We start from the raw sequence: 18,741 nt of genomic DNA on the forward strand, positions 1-18,741 counted from the left end.
TCAAGGGTACGCTATTAACCTGCGTACCCTTGTACCTTTTTCATATTATTTAAAAGTTCTTGTAGTACAGCTTCATTGGATTCAATGAACATCATTTCTTTATCTGATGGATCTGTTTGAATCCAAACCGAACTATCTCCTACACGGAAAATTCCTTCTCCTTTTCCTGGGTTGTTTAGGATAATATCTAATTCCCCAGCAGTTAAATTAAAGTTCTCTTGAATTTTTTTCTTATCAATCTTATTTTGTTCTAAGAAGAAATAAGAGAAAGTAGATTGCAAGATACCACGAGCTTTTACATTTTCTAAAATACGAACAAAGTCCTGACTTGCCCAACACATACCGGCATTTCTTTTACGTGAACGACGTGCTACTTTTTCCAAGAAGTTAACCGTTTGTTCATAGTCGATAAACTGCCACATCTCATCCACATATAGTACTTTTCGTTTGATAGCATGTTCTGGACTCTTAATCCAATGCTCCCAGATATAGTTCAAGATAACGTGGAAAGCAATTGGTTTTAAGAATCCTTCTTCTAAATGACTAATATTAAAATTAACAACACGCGATTCATTTAACTGTGTTTCTACACCACGGCCAAAATGACTTTGTCCATCAAATAATGGTTTTGAACCATCGCGTAAGAATGGACGAATCGCGGCAATCAATTCTTCTGCTTTCACATCGTCTCCATGATGTTCTACTATGACATCATAGATTTCTTTTAACTCTGGTTCTGACTTTCTCACTTGGGACTGAATTAATTGTCCATCCACCTTCTTCACTTCATCTGTATATAAAGATGAAGGATGTGAGGTAATACCATGTTTATCAAACACTTCACGGATTGCATCTTCTAGCATTGTACGCTGGAATACATTTAATCCTGGTTGATCAAAGTCTTGTCCGCGAATAATAATGTCAAAGAATCCGAGTATTTCATTGATTTTCTCTAAAATTGGTACAAATCTTACATACTTCACGCCATCACGCTCTACGAGTTCTTTCTTATCGTATTGTTCAAGTGCTTCTAGCTCTTCATCTTTATCCGTAATCTGAAGTTCTGTTACAGCAATTGCACAAGGGTTGATAATGATATTACTTTCAGGTGAAATGTTTAAATTAATACCACCTAAACGTTTTGTAATTTTTACGAATTCTCCTTCTGGATCGATAATCATTGCATGCGTATCTGCAAGTGACGTTTCACGAGCTAACTTCATTTTTAAAAGTAAGCTTTTCCCGGAACCCGAGATCCCTGTTACACCAATGTTATAGTTTGGAGGACGATAATCTGCATTCCCGAATGAATTTAAAAATTCTATTTGCCCAGTAATTTTGTTCTTTCCTATTGGTATCCCACCGTTAAACCTTCCGGAACCTGACACAAAAGGTGCAAATGTACATAACGCACGTCTATCGATATTTCGATAGGTATCTTGCAGCGTATTTGGTGCTCCTAGTGGCATAGTAGCTTTCAAACCACTTTTCACACGGTTCCAAGTACTTGCTATCTTAAAGTGAGATGCTTGCATTTCATCTTCAATATACTCACATAAAACGTCCAATTCTTTCTTTGATTCGGCATACGCAACACCCATGGTACTCACCATATAGGAGTCGTTTTCATTGAACTGGATTTCATCCATTAAATTGTTTGTATCTTGAATTTTTGCATCTAAGTCTTTTTCTTGGTCAATGTTTCCTCGTGTACGTTGGAAAGAAAGATTGGAGCGTAACATCGTCAGCTGCATATCTAATGATCGCATTGCCTTAGCTTTTGGCTCTTTATGAATATCGATCATGACATCCACTTCCCCAGCCGAAGTTAACATGTTGAGCCAATTGGTTTGCATCATACGCGGGTACCCATCACGTGGAATATAAAACGGACGGAAGAACGTATTATTTCCTAAAGATTGTTTAATGACCCCATAATCTTCTGCATCAATTTTCATTCCTTCTGGGGCAATAACATCAAACACTGTTGTTTGATTGTCTAATTGCGTCGGTATTTCCTCTTCTTCCAACTCTTCCTCCTCTAGCTCCAATTCGTCCCTTTCTTCTGCTTCTATTTTTTTCTTTTCCTTTTTCTTTTTTCCGAACAACTTCATGTTTACGCCACCCCATTATTTGATTTTTCTGCCTTTTCTTCCGCTAACACTTTCTTTATTAACTCTAGTTTTCTTTCATTCGTTTCCCCTGTTGAATATAGCGAGAAATTCTCGTTTTCAATTAAGTCCTGGAAACGAGCTTTTACAGCTTTACGACGGTTAAATGCTACGTATAAAAGTTCTATTAATTTATCTTTCGTTAACATTTCTACATTAATTTTTGCTTTCGATAGTAGATTTCGAGATGCATTATAACGACGATATAGTTCGTTAAATGCCTTATCTACAATCTTTTCTTCTAACTCGTCCTCTGTATCAGCCGTAATCGTACTAATATCAACCTTGTATGGATAAATTAAATAACGTTTTTGTTCATATCGAGGTTGCGAACGTTGCCAGTACTCTAAGTTATCAATAACTTCTTGACCATATAGAACCGTCTCTGGTGTAAGGTCTTTCGCACCTTTCATCGTTTCTGTCATTTTTCGTACAGGATCTGTTAAATCTACAAACTTACTTTGAATATATACTTTCGTATTAAACTCTAATGTGGTTAACCATGATTCAATTTTGATATCAATCGCTTCTTGTTCCATATTGGAGAGTAAATAATAGTTAACTGGATGTGCTTCCGCAATCAGGACAAATGTGTCATCATGATACCGAATCATATGATTATCAATTTCCTTAATGTCTTCTACAAAAGTACGAAAGAAGTCAACATTATCCTCATCAATTTCCGATTCAGCAGGCGTATTTTTTTTATTTTTCTTTCCAGATTTTTCAGTAGTGTGTTTCTCTACTCCACCTTGCTTTTTCCCCTTTTTCTTAGAACCAAACAACGGTTTTCCATTCATTTTCCGATAAAAGAAAAATCCCACAATGGCTATCGCCGCAAAATATATCATTTCTAACATTTACAAATTCTCCTTTGCCCATATAGTTGGCTCGTACCCTTTTCTCCACTTACCTTTTTCAGAGCGGCTACGCATTTTAATAATTAAATACTTATCTAAATACATGTGTTGTTTTTCTTTATATATAAATGCAAACGCTATAACACCAATTACCGTTGGTAGTGCTAAAATTAAGCAAATAAAAAACGCTACTACCGCATCAATAGGTGCAAATAGTCGCCATAAAAATGGTACATATAAATAAAGGGATGCTCCACCACCTAATAGATAAATCAATTGGCGTTTGCTCAGCACACCTAATAGTGTTTTTTGTTCCGAAGTCATATCAACAGGAACGGTTACTTTTCTCATTCTTTTTCCTCCCTTATATAAGAGAAGCTCTCCCCAAATAGAGGAGAGCTTGTACAAACTCTTATGTTAGATTGTCGTAACCCAAGCAGCGATATCGTAAGCTTTGATCATGACAAAGCCTCCAATTGCTGCGCAAGCTAAACCAATCATAGCTTGTGTACGGTTTTCAGGGTTCTTCCCTTGTGCTCCAGATAGTTTAATAGCTGCAAATACAACGCAAGCTGCCACCCAAATTCCCCCAAAACCAATTAAGGTTTTCACCAAAGTGTTCATGCTTTTTTGAACAGTTTCAGCATTACCGCCACCACCATTACCACCAAGCCCTTTCGAAAAACTACTTTTTGCCAGTAAGAAATCTCCTACTGATGTTGTCATAAGTTTTGCAGACAACCAATTCAACATAATTCCTGCACCTCCAGGTGTTTTTGCTCGCAAAACGCAAAAAGACCCCAATACACGCACACGTCCCCCAAGGACATGGCGCATATTGAGGTCTTCTCTTATATGCGAACTGATTAATTTTTTATTTTATTATTAAATCTTATTACCCTTATATTATAGCAATACGATTTCTAAAACACAAGACTTTCTTTACATATTTAAGAAAAATAAAAGCAAGATAGAATAATCATCATCTATCTTGCTTTTATTATGCGACATCACTAAATTTTAACATTTTAAAATTCACGAATTAATTTGCAGTAACATTGAAATTCACGTTAAAATCTCTATCACCCCTATATACCACAGGATGATCAGCATTATCATACATAACTATTGTACTTACTATATATTCTCCAGACTGTGCATATGAGCTTAGTGGAATATTAGCAACCCACTTTTTAGTTTGAGAGTCATAATTTGCTGTCTCTCTCTTTTCTTCTCCTCCAGGGCCTTTTATATCTATGAACACATATTGGACACCAGAAACGTCATCTTCAGCTTCTACACTTACTTGTACACTTTCCCCTGCTTTGTATGTTTTTTTACCTACTTCTACTTTATTTAATGTAGGTGGTGCTTTATCTTCTTGATTAGTTGTCCCATTATCATTGTCTTTACCTGGATTCTCTGGCTCTGTTGTTGTACCACCATTTTTATCTTTTTCTGGTTTATCTGGTTCCGTTGTTGTACCACCATTTTTATCTTTTTCTGGTTTATCTGGTTCCGTTGTTGCTTTTTCTTTCATATTAATTGCATTGTATAAAAATTGCGCATATTGCTCACGAGTTACAACCATTTTTGGCTCAAACATATTGTTTCCTGTACCAGCAGCAATTTTATTTTCTTGTAATGCACTGATAGCATTCGTAGCCCAATAGTTTTTTTCCACATCTTTAAAAGTGGTAGTTGCTGTTGCTTTTAAATTAAAAGCTCTTGTTAACACAGCAGCTAACTGCTCGCGTGTTAGGATATTATCAGGTCCAAAATTCCCATCACCATAGCCACTCATAATACCAGCTTTACTTAGAGATAAGATTTCTTTTTCAAACATATGCCCTTTGACATCAGTAAATGGATTTTTAACATTAGGGTCATCTGTTGGTTTCAAATAATTATATATCATTCTAGCTACTTGACCACGCGTTATATTATCACCGAAACCAAAAATACCATTCCCGTAACCTGCAACAATATTTTTATTTGCTAAATCTGTAATAGCATTAAAGGACCAATGGTCTTGTGGAACATCATTAAACTTTTTGTCTTCTGCCTGCGCATCTATCATTGGTGTTAATGTTGTTGCTAACATAATACTGCCTGCTAATACCGTTTGTTTAAATTTCATAAATTATCTCCCTCATTCAAATTACGTTTATATGATTATTTCCCCTCAAAATAATACTTGGGTACACTCAACTACTTCATCTAAATAAATGTGCTAGACACTTTACGGAAGTTCATTGTAAGTGTAATTATATATCTTTATATTTTAATTCCATAATTTATAATATGCAATATATTTCCTTTTTTTAGTTTAAAAGTTCTGAAACACAATAGATTATAAAAAAGGTATATACGCTAAAATTCTCTTCGAAATATTAATTAGAATGGGGAAAAATAAAAAACAGGCAATTGCATGTATGACGCAATTACCTGTTTTTATCAATTTCACCTATTTATTTTGTAAAATTTCATTTACCTCTTCAATAGTTAACTCAGCAGCCTCAGCAACTTTTTCTATAGGTACACCTACTTTAATTAAGTTTTGAATTAGTTGTATTTTGGTTTCTTTTACTGCTTTTTCTTCTGCCGTTTCTATTTCAGAAATTCTATCTTTTATTTCCTTTTCTCTTGCCTCATATATGCGTAAAAAATCCTTATCACTACTTAAACGCTCCCAATCCTCTATTGCCTTTTTCAAAACTGGATCTTTTTCCATCGCGATTCCCTCCAGGATTGTAGTTAATTTCTCATCTTCATATGCAGGAAATAATAATAGCCAACGTGCTAATATATCATCCCATGGATCCATTCGATCTTCTTGCCATTCTCGAATTACTTTTGGAATCTCAAGAAAGTGTAATTGCATATTCTCTGAAATTATGTGCTCCGATTTTTTGTTCATGACTACACCAACATTATGAAAGTCTTCTTCTTCTGGAAACAGTATGAAATCCACTATATTAATACAAATAGTTGGTCTTAATTCTGTATACTTCATCCCCTGAGTCATTTGGGAATAATACATGCCAGCCCAGTAGAACAAAGATCGCTCAATCATGTCTTTTTTGTCGCGAACCTGTATCTCTATATTTAATTTTATACCATTATTCAGAGTAGCTCGCAAATCTAAAATAGACAATTTATCATCCTTTTGCTCCCTTGGAAGATGTGGATCATCTAAATGCAAAGAAATGATTTCCTCATCTAAAGAGGATTGTAATACCGCATTAAGAAAACCAATGAGTATATCCTCGTTTCCCTCTACTCCAAACAAGCGTTTGAAAGCAAAATCAACTCGTAAATTTACTAGATTTTTTTTCATAGATGTATTCATATTCTCTTCTACCTTTCTTTTAGTTAATTTAAATCCTCTGTAGTAATTGGATATAAGAAAAAGATAGAATTACAAACTCTATCTTTTTCAATCTACCTATTTATTAAAATATCAACCTACTTTATGACTTTCACAACCTCTTAAATACAGGTTTAAATCCCGCTTGCATTGTATCATCCAGCCCCTTACCTTGCGTTGGGTTCCATGCAGCTATGATTACGTTATAGCCTTCTTTCTTTAACTCTGTCGCAAAATCTATAAGAGCTTTTCTTACTTTTTTATTCTCTACTAAATCGGCATCAAACGCTAAATAGACATTTTCTATCCCCATATCCTTTAATACAGGCATAGCAATTCGCCAAGCGTTTACACCAGGAATCGCAAGAACCGTTGTCCCTACTTCAGAAAGTTCTTCTTTATTAAATCTCTCTGGAACCAAATCAGCAATTAGATCTGATAGTGATAGGTAAGACTTTGAAATAATCTCCATCTTTTCCCCCACTCTAAACCGTACGTGCGATTTTCACCGCATACGGCTTGCCATCGATAATTTGTTCTTATGTACAACGTGACATCTCGCGATGTGCGTTGTTATATTTCTTAATCTCTTATTGTCTTCCTCAGCTCTTCAATCAATTTCACTCTTTTGGTTGTGCCTTCAATTGGTTTGCTATTGTGTACCAACTAGTGACACTCATTGCAAAGAGAGATTAAATTCTTGACCTTGTTGATTTCATCCATGGGTAATGTATTCTTTTTATAATAGCAATGTGCCTTGCCATATAAGTAGCATGAGCAAGCTCGACATTTACCTTTATCTCGATTGTACGCATAGTCTTTGTTCATCATATATTCGAAGTTTGTAAATTCCCGACTCTTATCTGAATGAGCTATAAATAACTCATCTGCTTTATATGTAGCTGGTCTCGCAAGAGGAGGAACTTTTTCCATCGTTTTGGCATAAAGTTTTCTTCCTTCAGGCGTATAAGGTGTCATATCTTGATTAAAGTTTCTGGAGTATTGTACTGGAGTAATGGCACTCTTGGTTATACCAATCAAGATACCATCAATCTCTATTGCTAGAGTTTTTCCTTGATACTTTTCATGTCTATTAATACGATTTCCTAAAATATTCATAGGAACAAAGTGTTTCATTGCCATCTTTGTATCCTTTTCATATCTAAAATAACTTTTAAAAGACTTCCAAACTCCCCAGAATAGCCTATTGTCAATTTTCTCTAGTGTACGTTTGCTAATGCCCTTGTTAAAGTAGTTGCTTAATCCAATCAATTTTTCGTTAATTTTTTCTATGTTTGTAGCAAACCACTCGTTGTCCGGACTGTACCTTAGTTTTTTAACAATAACTTTAATCTCTTCAACTGACCTACTAACCGCTTTCATATTAGGATATAGTAACGGTGCTTCCTTATTCTCCTTTGTCATTCCAAACCTCATGTTATAGGAGAGGAATGTTAGAGGTCTTATCCTCAGGTCGGAGATAAGTGTCTTTTCCTTCGACAGATCAAGATGGAGTACATGTTTGAGATATTTCCCTGCTTTTTTCAACAACCTCGTTGCATTCTCTTCACTAGTTGTTAATATAACCCAGTCGTCTGCATATCTAACTAAATAGGTTGGACATTGTCCTTCTTTTCTTAATTTTTGGTATGCAGCTTTTCTTGATTGATACCTATTGGTGTATGGATGGTATTCGTATTCTTTGGCTATAAACCAGTCAAAACCGTTCAGATAAATGTTTGCTAGTAAGGGGCTAATGATTCCTCCTTGTGGCGTACCCTTATCTGTTTTGTAATACCTTCCCTCATCCATATATCCTGCTTTTAGCATTTTCTTAATTATGGCTAACAGTCTTTTGTCCTTAATCACCATATTCCACATAATTTCTAGTAATTTATTATGGTTAATGTTATCAAAATAACCCTTGATATCACCCTCAACCACCCAATACGTTTTGCTTCTACGCGCTACGTCTCTCATTCTGGCTAGAGCATGTTCCGCACTACGATAGGGACGAAAACCGTAACTATGCTTGTAAAATTTAGCTTCTACAATAGGTTCAATGAACATCCTCACTAGCTCTTGAATAATGCGGTCTATCATATTAAGGATACCCAATGGTCTCATTTCAGATTTCTTACTGGATTTGATATTCCCTTTTGGAATGTAGATGCGCTTTACCGGTTGTGGTGTGTAGCTATTAATAGTGTTCCTGATTAGCTCTACTAAACTAGATGTTTCCATTTGTAGAAAATCATCAATAGTTTTCCCATCAATCCCCGCAGTCTTGCTTCCTTTATTACTCTTTATGTTGTGGATGGCGGTTTTGATCACTTCTTCATTAGATAATATTTCCATGATGCTGAAAAAGTTTTTACCTTCCTTGGACATAAAGTATAAATCCTCTAGTGTTTTGATTAGGTCGCTTTCAGAATTAATCAATCGTCTGTTTACCTTCACTACATCACCTTCTTTATTTCATTGTTAAAGAAGAGTAGATTTCATGAATTAGCTGTTTATTCGGATTAACCTCATTTGGACGTTGATAGATTAAGAAATATTAAATTACCGACTGGTGTCCTTCGCTCCCGTTGTTTTTTCCTCTCTGTTACACTTCGGAATGGTTCCTTATAGTAACGTCATTGAGACAACAATCATCACTACTATGACACCTCTGCCAGCTATGAGTTTCATTGAGACTGTAATCTCTCCCAACATAGCCTTCAAACGTTCCATTTACTCTATCCCTTTATTTGCATGTCCTTAGATGCCCACTCTCTGCCGGTAAATCATATGGAATTTAATGAACAATTGTTTTCCTATGCAAACTAGCATTTCAACTAGTTAGAACATTACACTATGAAAGAGAGTGTAAGTTATTTACTTTGTATTCTTTTCAGAATAAGGTCCTCACGACAGTTCACACATGGGTTTGTTGTCTCATCATAGACTGCTTTTAAGGACTACCGCATTATTTTCACCATGACCGAGGTTTTAGGTTACTTGAATTACGACTTTTCCAAGCTCCGCACCATGTAGCTTACAGTCCACATCGCACGTTGGAGTATTATAGTCATGACAATGTTCATTAGTCATGATTAGGACTTTCACCTAATAATTCGAGTAAATAGTTAGATATATTCTACAAATATATCCCCACATTTCATGAGACTACTCAGTTATAGTGGAACGTTTCGCACCTTTCATAGGTCCCTCTGTAATCAGCACTGATTTTGTTTGATGCAACGTGCCAGACTTCCAATGTTTCAAATGTGAGCTTGGCACCGCTACATGTACAGGAAGTGGATTTTCACTACCTCCTGCACCAGTTCCTTGATTTTTGTTTGCTGATGAGAGCCACAAATATTTTTGCCCTTTATGAATCTTTACAACAATTCGTTCCTCATGAAATGGAATCTCTACCTTTTTGCTCACTTCTAGTTCGCCTTCAAAGATACAATCACCATTTTTAGTTATCTTTACAACATTAGGTTGTTCGATTAATTCCACTTGAACTCCAGTAGGTGCCGATTTTATATGAATGGAGTTTTTCACTTTATCAACACGAACCTGCCATCCAACAATTTGATTGTACTGGTTTCGAAAAGGAATCAATATACCAGGAGAACCTGACATCAAACGAAGAGAAAGTTGACCTTTCTTCATCTCATAAAATCCCGGAATTCCCTGCCAGCAGTTTTTATTCCCAATCTGATTAAATAATTTTTCCCAAACTGTCGTATATGTATTATTCTCTTCTAACTCAATTTGTTGTTTTAAAAAAGAGCGATATTGACGTACTTGTATTTGTTCTTCAGTCATTTTTCTATCTCGTAATAAATGTGTATGATGATGCTCTTGTAATCGTATGAAATCCATTAACTTACGATTAAACACATCTAATTCCTCATTATTTTTCTTATCATGAATCTGAACTTCATCCACCTCAGGCAATTGATACTTCTCTTTTCCATTTATGTAGTGAATGTAGCTTGGATTGCCCGTGTTTTTTCCATAAATCCATTTACTTTCTACACGCGTACATGCTACCTTCTCTTGCGAAACATGTAACATGCAATTACCTGTATCATGACAAATCGGACAAGTAATACGATAAAATTCCCACCAGCTACCTCTTGGATAAGCACTTGTTAAACGAAATTGACCTTTTTGAATGTTATAATTCATTTTTCCCCACTCCTTGTATAGTGTTTATTATATATGGAACAGATACTTCCATTAAACTCTTTATACTTCTATTTAGATATTCTCTTTGTTCTCCTAACGGATACACAAAAGAATATGTATCACAAACTAAATAATCGTTTCTATGTTCTTGATCTAGCAAAGCTGATTCTACATATGCTTCAAATGCTCTAGCAAACATCTCATGATTCGTAGACCAATACTTTTTGGTTCTCTTCTTATCTAACTTAATGGCTGTATCAAAGTATACAGACCCTTTCACTTGGTAGGATATTTCACCAAGTTTTTCGCCTGTTTTTTTATAATGATATGCAGCTAACATTTGTGCGGTTTTCTCAAATTCTTTTTCAATTTTACGCTCCATACGCGTCTTTGTTGCTCCTGATAAAGTATCAAGCTTCCTACACAAACTAGCATGATGTGATTCTAAAATATTTGAAATATTTCCTTTAAACACATCATAACTATCGATAACACCACCATAGAAATACCACTTTCTACTGTAGGCATTTTCCACGTTGATTACTCTGGCCACTTTTCCTTGTTTGCAAGCATCTAACACAGCTTGCATCTTTTCCTTGATAATAGCAGGCAAGATATTCCCAATACTCTTCCCACTTGATAAGAAAGCAAGGCTACCATTTTGAAAATCATGACTACAATCATATAAGAAATGATCCAATGCATGTCCCCATTCATGACACAATGCCCCAACTCCATTATCACGAGTTAAATTAATGACTTTGGTAGAAGGTTCATAATGTGCTAATGCATTGCCGCTTCCTCTCGCACCAATCGCAAGTCCTAAGCGTCCTCCTAACCCTATATACTCAGGTGGAATCCCCAATATACGAGCTAAATCATGTAACGCTTCAGATACATGCCCAATATGTTCTTTTGCGTATTGTTCGGTGCAATAATGACCAAATTGCATCCCCTTTAACCCAAACATAGCAACTACGTCTTCAGGTTTGGTAGCAATTTCTACTCCTATCCCTTTTCTTTGTAGGGTATCTGGCAGTTTCCTACTCCACACAGCTGCGGATTTCTTACGAGTTGTAACCTTTTTCGTAAGTAAATCATTCCATGTTAGCTCATGTGATACACGAAGGTACGTAGAATTAACACTTTTTGAATTTGTACAAAGTGATATGAATTTCTTTCCTAATATTAATAACTCCATACCATTTGCATTAACAAACTCATCAAAATATTCCTCTACCATTCTTTTAAATGTGAATGTTACATTCTTATTTTTTCTAAATGCAGACCAACCATTGCTCATTTCCATACCATAAGAGACAACAAGATCTACCCATTGTTCTGAGGTATGTACCGACTGTATATCATGCCATATTCTTCTACATGCTTGAACATATAGTTTCCTTGCAGTCGGTGTATCTACAATTGGATTCTTATTAATCCTGCCCACTAGCAGTTGCTTTAACTTTGCAACACGTGGCGGGACATCATTTTCTTTTTCTTGTTCAAAAGAAAATGGAATCAATGTGTTTCGATCCAATACATTTAGCGCCTCTACTGCGGATTCTTTTTCAATTTCCGCTAAAATATCTAGAGAAAATGATACTAAAAATGATTCTTTTAAAGCTCGTATTTCTTTCTTTGCTCCCACTAATTTCTCACCTACATCATAACTGTATCGATTGCGAACTTGTTTATCTGTTCTCACATCTTGTACCATTATGTCTTCTCCTACCTCTAAACCAAACAGTTCAAATAAATTCATACTAAAATCCCCCTGAATAAAATAAAAGACAGAAATTCATAGTCATTTTTCACTACGGATTTCTATCATTCCCTCTGTCTGTACACTTCCATATAGTTATGTAACTCACTCATTACGATACACTCACACCTGTTAAAGAGAATAGATCCTCTTTTGTAGGATTTAGTGCTTGTAACCAGCTATCTATCTCTAGAAAGTTTACTTTTTTTAATTGTTCACCTTTCTCCGCACGCTTAGCCACTTCTAAACCTCCATGGTGATGCACAATCATTACAAGATCATCTTTCTTGAAAATACAATCTACATCTGCAGAGTTTATATGGTGGTTACGTAGAATTGGTTTCCATTTCTTAAGTGAATAACCTTCTACATCTAAAAAGCCACGGATAGCAGTAAAGCGAAAACTCGTCCCTCTAAAACATCTTTCCAATAAAAAAAGGAAATCCCGTACACATCCATTAAAATGAACATGATACAAATAGATTTCCCCTGCTTGTTTTGCTGTTCGCTGTGACAAGTTTGATGGTTTAACGGAAAACTGATAACAATCTCGTTCCCAAAATGCCCCTTCTTTTGTAACTCTCATTCGTAATGCACGTAAACTTGGAATAAGTTCATCTGGATGCGCAGAACAAAATAAAGATACTTCATAACTGATATTCATAAATAAATCCCCCTAAATAATAATTTTTACCCCGTGTAATAATGAGTTCTACCAATCAAACAGACTTGAAAACAACACAAAAAGGGCTTCTTCAAGTCGATTAAAAATGTACATAGCAAAATAAGCTATATATACACTAATCGGCTCAAAGAAGCCCTTTCACAATTGAAACAAGACGCAACTTGCTTCTACAACTCAACCACAACACATAAAGTGTGGGAATAAACGGAATCAAATAAACAATAAATATAATTCCATATTAATGAATTCACAAAAAAATTTCAACAACTTTATGTTTCCATAAGATTTTTCGCTCCGTTCTATTTTTCAGTGAATATTTTTGTACAACCATATGTTCCTACCGTTTCAAATTGCAATTCTAGATCTTGCTCTCTTATACTAGCTCGTGCATATCAAACTAATTTCATCAATCATCCCCTAATACTATTTAAAAGTTATCATTGTTTTATATATTCTATTTCAGACTAACCCTTAGATGGATTTAAGGTATGATTTCAATGATTTTTCACATCATTTCCCCGCATCATCTAAAAGTATCAACTTTTAGACAGTTAAGTAGAACATTTATTTTCGTTCATTATGTTCGTTTGTTTTGTTAGGTATTAAATCAAATTGAAACTGTATCCTTCGAGTTAATAAGTACTAATAAAAGCATAATAAAAAAGAGTGCGATTAAGATATGCACTCTTTCAAAAGAATTTACCACTCTCTATGTTCACCATGTTCATGTTCACGATCACGGTCATGATTACGTCTACGACGACACTCATCACAATCGCAGTCACGTTTACAATGACAGTCGTTAAAATCGTTTCTTCTTCGTCTACGGCCACAACCGCAAAATACTAAATCATCCCAAAATCTATTACAATCTCGAGAATGTCCAAAATTATTATCCCATCCCATAGATATGATTACCTCCTCTAAAAGTAGAATTCATCATATTCTATGATTAAAAGGTAGAAATAGTTTGTTTACTAGTCTATGTTTCAAACTAATAATATTTTAATTTGCAAGTCTATCTCACGTCTTATCTTTCCTTAACAACAAACAAGACGCCACCCAGATTACGGCAGCGCCTACGATAATTGCTATAAACTTAATCAAATTTATTTATCCTCACATTATTTATTTCTTTGTTTCCATACCCCATTCTCTTTACGATAAGTATTCTTGCCATCCATGAAGTCAGCTGTCTTACCCGGAATATTATATTTCTTATTCTTTTTCTTAGCCTTCTTCTTCAGCCTTTTCTCTTCTTGAACAGCTTGTAAATCCGCCTTCCATTGTTTCAACAAATCCTTTTCACGTCGCATCGAATTTGTACCCCTTGGATTAAAATGTAAACCAAGTAATTACATTCTACCTATTTGCATAGAATCCTTTAATCCAAATGTACATTTTTTCCAGACCCTCGTTTAGCATATACCAATTTCTGTTTTTCCTTCTATATAGACCGACGATATATTATAATCCTCTATATACTCAAGGAGGTTTACCATGCTTAAATTTCATAAAACATTCCCCATCTTAGGATTCTTTTGGTTTTTATATGGTTTCATCGGTCTCATCTTTTTATTACTATTCCTTAGCGTGTAGTAACCACGTATATAAATGTCTGTTTAATATGTAATTTCTATATAGCAAAGAAAAAAGCACCCGTTATGGATGCTCACTTTAAATATTCTCTATAATAATGCCTTCCGTAATCCATTACATCATATAAGTTACTCCCTAAAGTTTTGTATGCATTAGGAGAGTTTTGTTTTACAAAGGCTTCTTGTATAAAGTGATAGTATGTACTATACAAGTCGCTATCCCACATTATTGATTGGACTTTAGATTTAGTATAATACTTGTACTCTTCAGACATTGTTCTTCTGATTTCTTTTAAACAATTCATAGCTTCTTTATCATCATTTTCAATTACACTTAAACCTCTTTTTGCTAGTTCAACATAATGTCTAACATGAGATACTATTCTATCCTCTGTTATCTTCTCTTTATCAAAATAAAGTATAGATTCATTTAAATTCATATTTTATCCACCCCTCTCTTTAATTATATCAAAAAAGCCATCACCGAAGTGACAGCTTTCAAGAGGATGGGAGAAAAGGGAGAAAAGGGAGAAAACAAATGGCAAAAATTTCTCTTAGATCAAGGCTGATACTCTCAACCTTCTCCAAGCCACCGCATCATGTAATTTTTTAGCCCTTATTAGCTACGCGCTTTACGTTCGGTGACTGGAAGAAACACAAGAGCTTCCATAACCTCTTTCAACCGACGACGTTCAGTAGGCGCTCCATGCGTAAGAGCTGTCATCGGTTCAAAGAGAGCTAGGGACTCTCTCGTTTATGCTCCATAAAGCTGGTCAATACATCGGCTGTCGCAGGGCCTTAGCTGACCAATGCCAAATTATAAAATATTTATATCCAAGACGTATATGTTTCTTCCGACGCCTTGTTTGAACCAATACACTAGAGGGACGGAAGGGGAATGTTTCCGCTGTATTGGCTCAAACAAAGAGTGGAACTCTTTGCCCTCGTTTTGGTCATTAATAAGAATCATGGGTAATTACTAATGTACGAGATACGTATACTTTTTAGCTTTCTAGAATGCAAGTGTCACTCAATCATGAGCAACCACCCCCATTCCATTTTCAAGAACCGACATATTAGAGAGAAATAGACTTATATTTATTATCAACCCAGAGGACGCATTCCGAGCTGATTGATAAATACAATAAAAACAGCATGACGAATGCGAATTATCTCACACCCGCCACACTGGAATATGTCATTGTAATTAACTCATTGGTCTTTTCGTCTTAACGCGGGTTCGTACCGCCGTGCCCGCCCTACTATGCGGTATACGTTACCGTGACATTCTCGCATAAGAACGTTTCACTTATAGGTGTACTAATCCTCTTCGATATGCGGTTGTCAAAGGGCTTGTACATATAATTTATCGTTATTTTCATTTCTAAAATTCCCCCTTTTTTATCGGCGTTTTGTCGACGTTTTTAAATACAAAAAGAGCAGAATCAATATAATGACTCTACTCTATATGTACTATTTAGTTTGTTTTCTCATATTTATAATTAAGCTTTTCAGCAACTTCCTTTAAAAAAGCTTCCTTATCTTCAGCTTCTTTAAAATTCTTTTGGAATTTTTCCCAATGATTATTCATATCAAAATCTACTCTTCCAATAGACATTCCGTTATCAGTAGGTGCTACTAAATATTTCTCAGGTCCAGATGACAAGTGCAAAGGATCACTTTTACCAAATTGCTCTTTCAAAGATAATGATACAACAGCATACTCCCCAGCCTTATATTCAGTTTCCTCAACTTTATATAAAGCATATTCATTAGTACGATTTTTCTTTTCGTGCATTTTCCATTCATTATCTTCTACTACTTCTATAAATCTACGTCCATCACTTTCCTTGTACTTGTCTCCCTTTTTAAAAGCTAACGAAGAGCCTCCACACCCTGTAAGTAAAATCAATATACTTACAAATAGAACTGATAATAGATTCATTTTCTTAAACATAATTTAATCTCCCTATTAATATATTAAAAACAAATTACTAAAATATATTAACATACAAATATTACAAAATATACTATTTTTCTATATCTTCAAATCATCCCTAAAGATGTAGCGATCAATCGAATCGCATTTTTCTTCTTATAATAGAAGTGATCTTTCTTCATCGATAATTCAGTGTAAATAAAGCTGTCTTTCGGCTTATCTGCATTTAAGTATTTCCTCTTGATGATTTCTGCCTCGTCATAGTCTAAAACGTACTGTAAAACCTTATCGATCTGCTTGAACTTGATATTGCTAATATATCTTGTGTCCCTAATCTCCGGGAACAAACTGATTCCTTCGTGTTGTAACTCCACTTCATTCTCAAAACGCATTTTCAATGCGCGGTATTCCTTTAGTATTTTCACTACTTCTTTCTGAACCTGTTTTTCTGTCTCTCTATCAATAGCCGGTAATAAAGTTAATTGTCTCTCCATGAAGGAATCCCCCTATTTCTGAATTTGTCTTTTTACATTTACATCAGGTACGTGAAATTTTACTATCTCTTTGTTGAAGAAGGGAACCATGCATAGCAAGTAGCCCCCATCATCCACTCTGCATGGTTCCGTTATCCATTAAGCCTTTAATAACTTACGTTTCTTATTAGCCATCTTCTCTTTTGCTACCTCAATGTTATTCGCTACTTTCTTATGGTCCTGATCAATCTGAATTATTCCATCAAACATAACCGGTGCTACTGCTTCATCTACGTATTGTAAGTAATCAACTGGCGCTCGTTCTGTCTGTTCTACTAAGTATCCATAAATATCAAAGTCTGCTCTTGGTATGGACTTCTTGCCCTTCGGTTGATGAGACATCCTTACATAAGATTGAATGACTGATAGTGGTACGACGAATATTGACTTGTCCTTGCTAAACTCAATTAGGAAGAAACATATCGCTCCCATCTTCTCTGCTTTCTCCAGATAATCTAATTGGTGCTGTGCAATGTTCTTTAAATCAAAACGTGTATCTTTCTCTGTAGACTTCGCTTCAAATGCAATAGCTCGTCCTTTATACACGCCATCATAGTCTACTGTACTCTTAGCTTCATAGAATCCACTTAGTACACGGCCACCTTTGCTTTTTAACACCTTCACAGGAGTCGGACGCTTGTTTATAAGCGCCACTCCCCCTCTTTGATACATTTCATTTGCTAGATTAATAAGCATTTCAAATGCCATCCCACGGTTTCCTTGTCCCATTGTTATTCCTCACTTTCTATTATATTTCCACAAAACGGAAACTAATATATAATTAAACTATTCAAATCTTAGGTGGTGATACACATGACTGATACAATTCGAATCGCTCTTTTCACTCTCGTAGGAATAAGTGCCGTATTTTCTGTAATTAAAGAATTTCAAAAACCAGAAAAGAGAAAATTTTGGATTACATTTGAAACTTTAGTTCTAATCGGGGCAGCCTGGATGTTAATAGGACTTCTCATGTAACCTACATAATTAGTAACCCCCCTGAATAAAACTCAATATTCCGTCAATAATGTAGACAACCCATTAAGTTACTTTCTCCTTGTTCCCCCTTGGAGAACCGAGCAGTTAGCTTTTGCTAGCTGCTTTTTTATTTGTAACCATTCAAAAAATATTTCGTACAATACAATAGTCCTTTCTCATAATTTGAATTCGTCACTTGAATTATAAAAATTGGCTAACGTCCTATAATCTTTTTCAGTATCATTCATATTTTATATTTGAAAAAGTTGCTCTGTTTTATAAAAAGGTGGTTGCGGAAACAACTGCCTTTTCATTTATAACAAAGTGAAATTTTTGTTTGATTTCCTTAACCGTTCCATATCGGATTTATATTATTTTCGTTACAGTACACTTCATATTCATCTAGTAAACTCATTAAAACAGCATGATTGTCCGTCCACTTATCACCATAATCCTAAGGCTTCTTTTTCTAATAAGACTTTTATACAGTTTATTATTTATACCAAACTTTTAAATTTTATATACATAATATATAGATATTAATATTATAATACCTTCGTGAAATATCACGTGTTTCAAATACAACATTTTTTGATGGCCTCTTATCTTTCCGTAAGAGGTCCTTTTTTCAAATAACTATTTTGTTCACTTTTT

At 35.0% G+C, this 18,741-nt stretch carries 16 protein-coding genes and 2 pseudogenes; 1 reads left to right on the plus strand and 17 read right to left on the minus strand.

All coding sequences use genetic code 11. From position 1 onward, the window contains the following. Positions 1-14: 14 nt before the first annotated feature. The 17 genes and pseudogenes from H6481_RS20750 to H6481_RS20830 form a co-directional block, all read right to left on the minus strand. Entirely contained in the window at positions 15-2,114 is a 2,100-nt protein-coding gene (locus H6481_RS20750) for a DUF87 domain-containing protein (RefSeq protein WP_182813054.1), read from the minus strand. Positions 2,115-2,116: 2 nt separating this feature from the next. Beyond that, the gene (locus H6481_RS20755; protein ID WP_182813056.1) at positions 2,117-3,031 is read right to left on the minus strand and encodes a hypothetical protein; all 915 of its coding nucleotides are present in this window, start codon (positions 3,029-3,031) and stop codon (positions 2,117-2,119) included. Then, positions 3,032-3,382, minus strand: a complete 351-nt coding sequence (locus H6481_RS20760) for a PrgI family protein (RefSeq protein WP_016090329.1) — start codon at positions 3,380-3,382, stop codon at positions 3,032-3,034. It abuts the gene before it with no gap. Positions 3,383-3,448: 66 nt separating this feature from the next. Further along, entirely contained in the window at positions 3,449-3,868 is a 420-nt protein-coding gene (locus H6481_RS20765; protein WP_182813058.1) for a hypothetical protein, read from the minus strand. Between the two features lie 205 nt (positions 3,869-4,073). After that, positions 4,074-5,171, minus strand: coding sequence for an S-layer homology domain-containing protein (locus tag H6481_RS28955; RefSeq protein WP_259347385.1), 1,098 nt, complete (start codon positions 5,169-5,171; stop codon positions 4,074-4,076). A gap of 327 nt (positions 5,172-5,498) precedes the next feature. Then, on the minus strand, positions 5,499-6,383 hold the full coding sequence (locus tag H6481_RS20775) for an Rpn family recombination-promoting nuclease/putative transposase (RefSeq protein WP_182813059.1): 885 nt from the start codon (positions 6,381-6,383) through the stop codon (positions 5,499-5,501). A 130-nt stretch (positions 6,384-6,513) separates the two neighbouring features. Next, positions 6,514-6,867: pseudogene (locus H6481_RS20780) on the minus strand (DUF3854 domain-containing protein); the annotation flags it as partial. Positions 6,868-7,067: 200 nt separating this feature from the next. Further along, the gene (ltrA, locus tag H6481_RS20785) at positions 7,068-8,861 is read right to left on the minus strand and encodes a group II intron reverse transcriptase/maturase (protein WP_182813061.1); all 1,794 of its coding nucleotides are present in this window, start codon (positions 8,859-8,861) and stop codon (positions 7,068-7,070) included. Positions 8,862-9,602: 741 nt separating this feature from the next. After that, a pseudogene (locus H6481_RS20790) lies at positions 9,603-10,589 on the minus strand (hypothetical protein); the annotation flags it as partial. Continuing rightward, on the minus strand, positions 10,579-12,354 hold the full coding sequence (locus tag H6481_RS20795) for an LPD1 domain-containing protein (protein WP_182813063.1): 1,776 nt from the start codon (positions 12,352-12,354) through the stop codon (positions 10,579-10,581). The gene H6481_RS20795 and the pseudogene H6481_RS20790, both read right to left, overlap by 11 nt. A gap of 112 nt (positions 12,355-12,466) precedes the next feature. Further along, a complete protein-coding gene (locus H6481_RS20800; RefSeq protein WP_182813064.1) occupies positions 12,467-13,018 on the minus strand; it encodes a hypothetical protein in 552 nt (183 codons plus the stop codon). A gap of 720 nt (positions 13,019-13,738) precedes the next feature. After that, the gene (locus tag H6481_RS20805; protein ID WP_182813066.1) at positions 13,739-13,945 is read right to left on the minus strand and encodes a hypothetical protein; all 207 of its coding nucleotides are present in this window, start codon (positions 13,943-13,945) and stop codon (positions 13,739-13,741) included. 218 nt (positions 13,946-14,163) lie between these two features. Beyond that, the gene (locus H6481_RS20810; protein ID WP_086404364.1) at positions 14,164-14,355 is read right to left on the minus strand and encodes a hypothetical protein; all 192 of its coding nucleotides are present in this window, start codon (positions 14,353-14,355) and stop codon (positions 14,164-14,166) included. Between the two features lie 356 nt (positions 14,356-14,711). Beyond that, positions 14,712-15,077, minus strand: coding sequence for a hypothetical protein (locus H6481_RS20815; protein WP_182813068.1), 366 nt, complete (start codon positions 15,075-15,077; stop codon positions 14,712-14,714). Between the two features lie 1,037 nt (positions 15,078-16,114). Next, positions 16,115-16,594: a DUF5512 family protein gene (locus H6481_RS20820; RefSeq protein WP_182813070.1), complete on the minus strand. Its 480-nt coding sequence runs from the start codon at positions 16,592-16,594 to the stop codon at positions 16,115-16,117. A gap of 89 nt (positions 16,595-16,683) precedes the next feature. Then, the gene (locus H6481_RS20825) at positions 16,684-17,070 is read right to left on the minus strand and encodes an ArpU family phage packaging/lysis transcriptional regulator (RefSeq protein ID WP_182813072.1); all 387 of its coding nucleotides are present in this window, start codon (positions 17,068-17,070) and stop codon (positions 16,684-16,686) included. Positions 17,071-17,208: 138 nt separating this feature from the next. Further along, on the minus strand, positions 17,209-17,838 hold the full coding sequence (locus H6481_RS20830) for a Holliday junction resolvase RecU (protein WP_098828110.1): 630 nt from the start codon (positions 17,836-17,838) through the stop codon (positions 17,209-17,211). Positions 17,839-17,922: 84 nt separating this feature from the next. On the opposite strand from H6481_RS20830, the gene H6481_RS20835 reads away from it, so the two are divergent. Next, entirely contained in the window at positions 17,923-18,087 is a 165-nt protein-coding gene (locus H6481_RS20835) for a hypothetical protein (RefSeq protein WP_088114967.1), read from the plus strand. The last annotated feature ends 654 nt before the right edge of the window (positions 18,088-18,741 follow it).

The organism is Bacillus sp. ME78 (genome assembly GCF_903970865.1).
Classification (GTDB): domain Bacteria; phylum Bacillota; class Bacilli; order Bacillales; family Bacillaceae_G; genus Bacillus_A; species Bacillus_A cereus.

Bases quoted from the DNA above. Each gene is read 5' to 3' on its own strand.
- H6481_RS20750 (WP_182813054.1), bottom strand. From the start codon at position 2,114: ATGAAGTTGTTCGGAAAAAAGAAAAAGGAAAAGAAAAAAATAGAAGCA.
- H6481_RS20755 (WP_182813056.1), bottom strand. From the start codon at position 3,031: ATGTTAGAAATGATATATTTTGCGGCGATAGCCATTGTGGGATTTTTC.
- H6481_RS20760 (WP_016090329.1), bottom strand. From the start codon at position 3,382: ATGAGAAAAGTAACCGTTCCTGTTGATATGACTTCGGAACAAAAAACA.
- H6481_RS20765 (WP_182813058.1), bottom strand. From the start codon at position 3,868: ATGCGCCATGTCCTTGGGGGACGTGTGCGTGTATTGGGGTCTTTTTGC.
- H6481_RS28955 (WP_259347385.1), bottom strand. From the start codon at position 5,171: ATGAAATTTAAACAAACGGTATTAGCAGGCAGTATTATGTTAGCAACA.
- H6481_RS20775 (WP_182813059.1), bottom strand. From the start codon at position 6,383: ATGAATACATCTATGAAAAAAAATCTAGTAAATTTACGAGTTGATTTT.
- H6481_RS20795 (WP_182813063.1), bottom strand. From the start codon at position 12,354: ATGAATTTATTTGAACTGTTTGGTTTAGAGGTAGGAGAAGACATAATG.
- H6481_RS20800 (WP_182813064.1), bottom strand. From the start codon at position 13,018: ATGAATATCAGTTATGAAGTATCTTTATTTTGTTCTGCGCATCCAGAT.
- H6481_RS20805 (WP_182813066.1), bottom strand. From the start codon at position 13,945: ATGGGATGGGATAATAATTTTGGACATTCTCGAGATTGTAATAGATTT.
- H6481_RS20810 (WP_086404364.1), bottom strand. From the start codon at position 14,355: ATGCGACGTGAAAAGGATTTGTTGAAACAATGGAAGGCGGATTTACAA.
- H6481_RS20815 (WP_182813068.1), bottom strand. From the start codon at position 15,077: ATGAATTTAAATGAATCTATACTTTATTTTGATAAAGAGAAGATAACA.
- H6481_RS20820 (WP_182813070.1), bottom strand. From the start codon at position 16,594: ATGTTTAAGAAAATGAATCTATTATCAGTTCTATTTGTAAGTATATTG.
- H6481_RS20825 (WP_182813072.1), bottom strand. From the start codon at position 17,070: ATGGAGAGACAATTAACTTTATTACCGGCTATTGATAGAGAGACAGAA.
- H6481_RS20830 (WP_098828110.1), bottom strand. From the start codon at position 17,838: ATGGGACAAGGAAACCGTGGGATGGCATTTGAAATGCTTATTAATCTA.
- H6481_RS20835 (WP_088114967.1), top strand. From the start codon at position 17,923: ATGACTGATACAATTCGAATCGCTCTTTTCACTCTCGTAGGAATAAGT.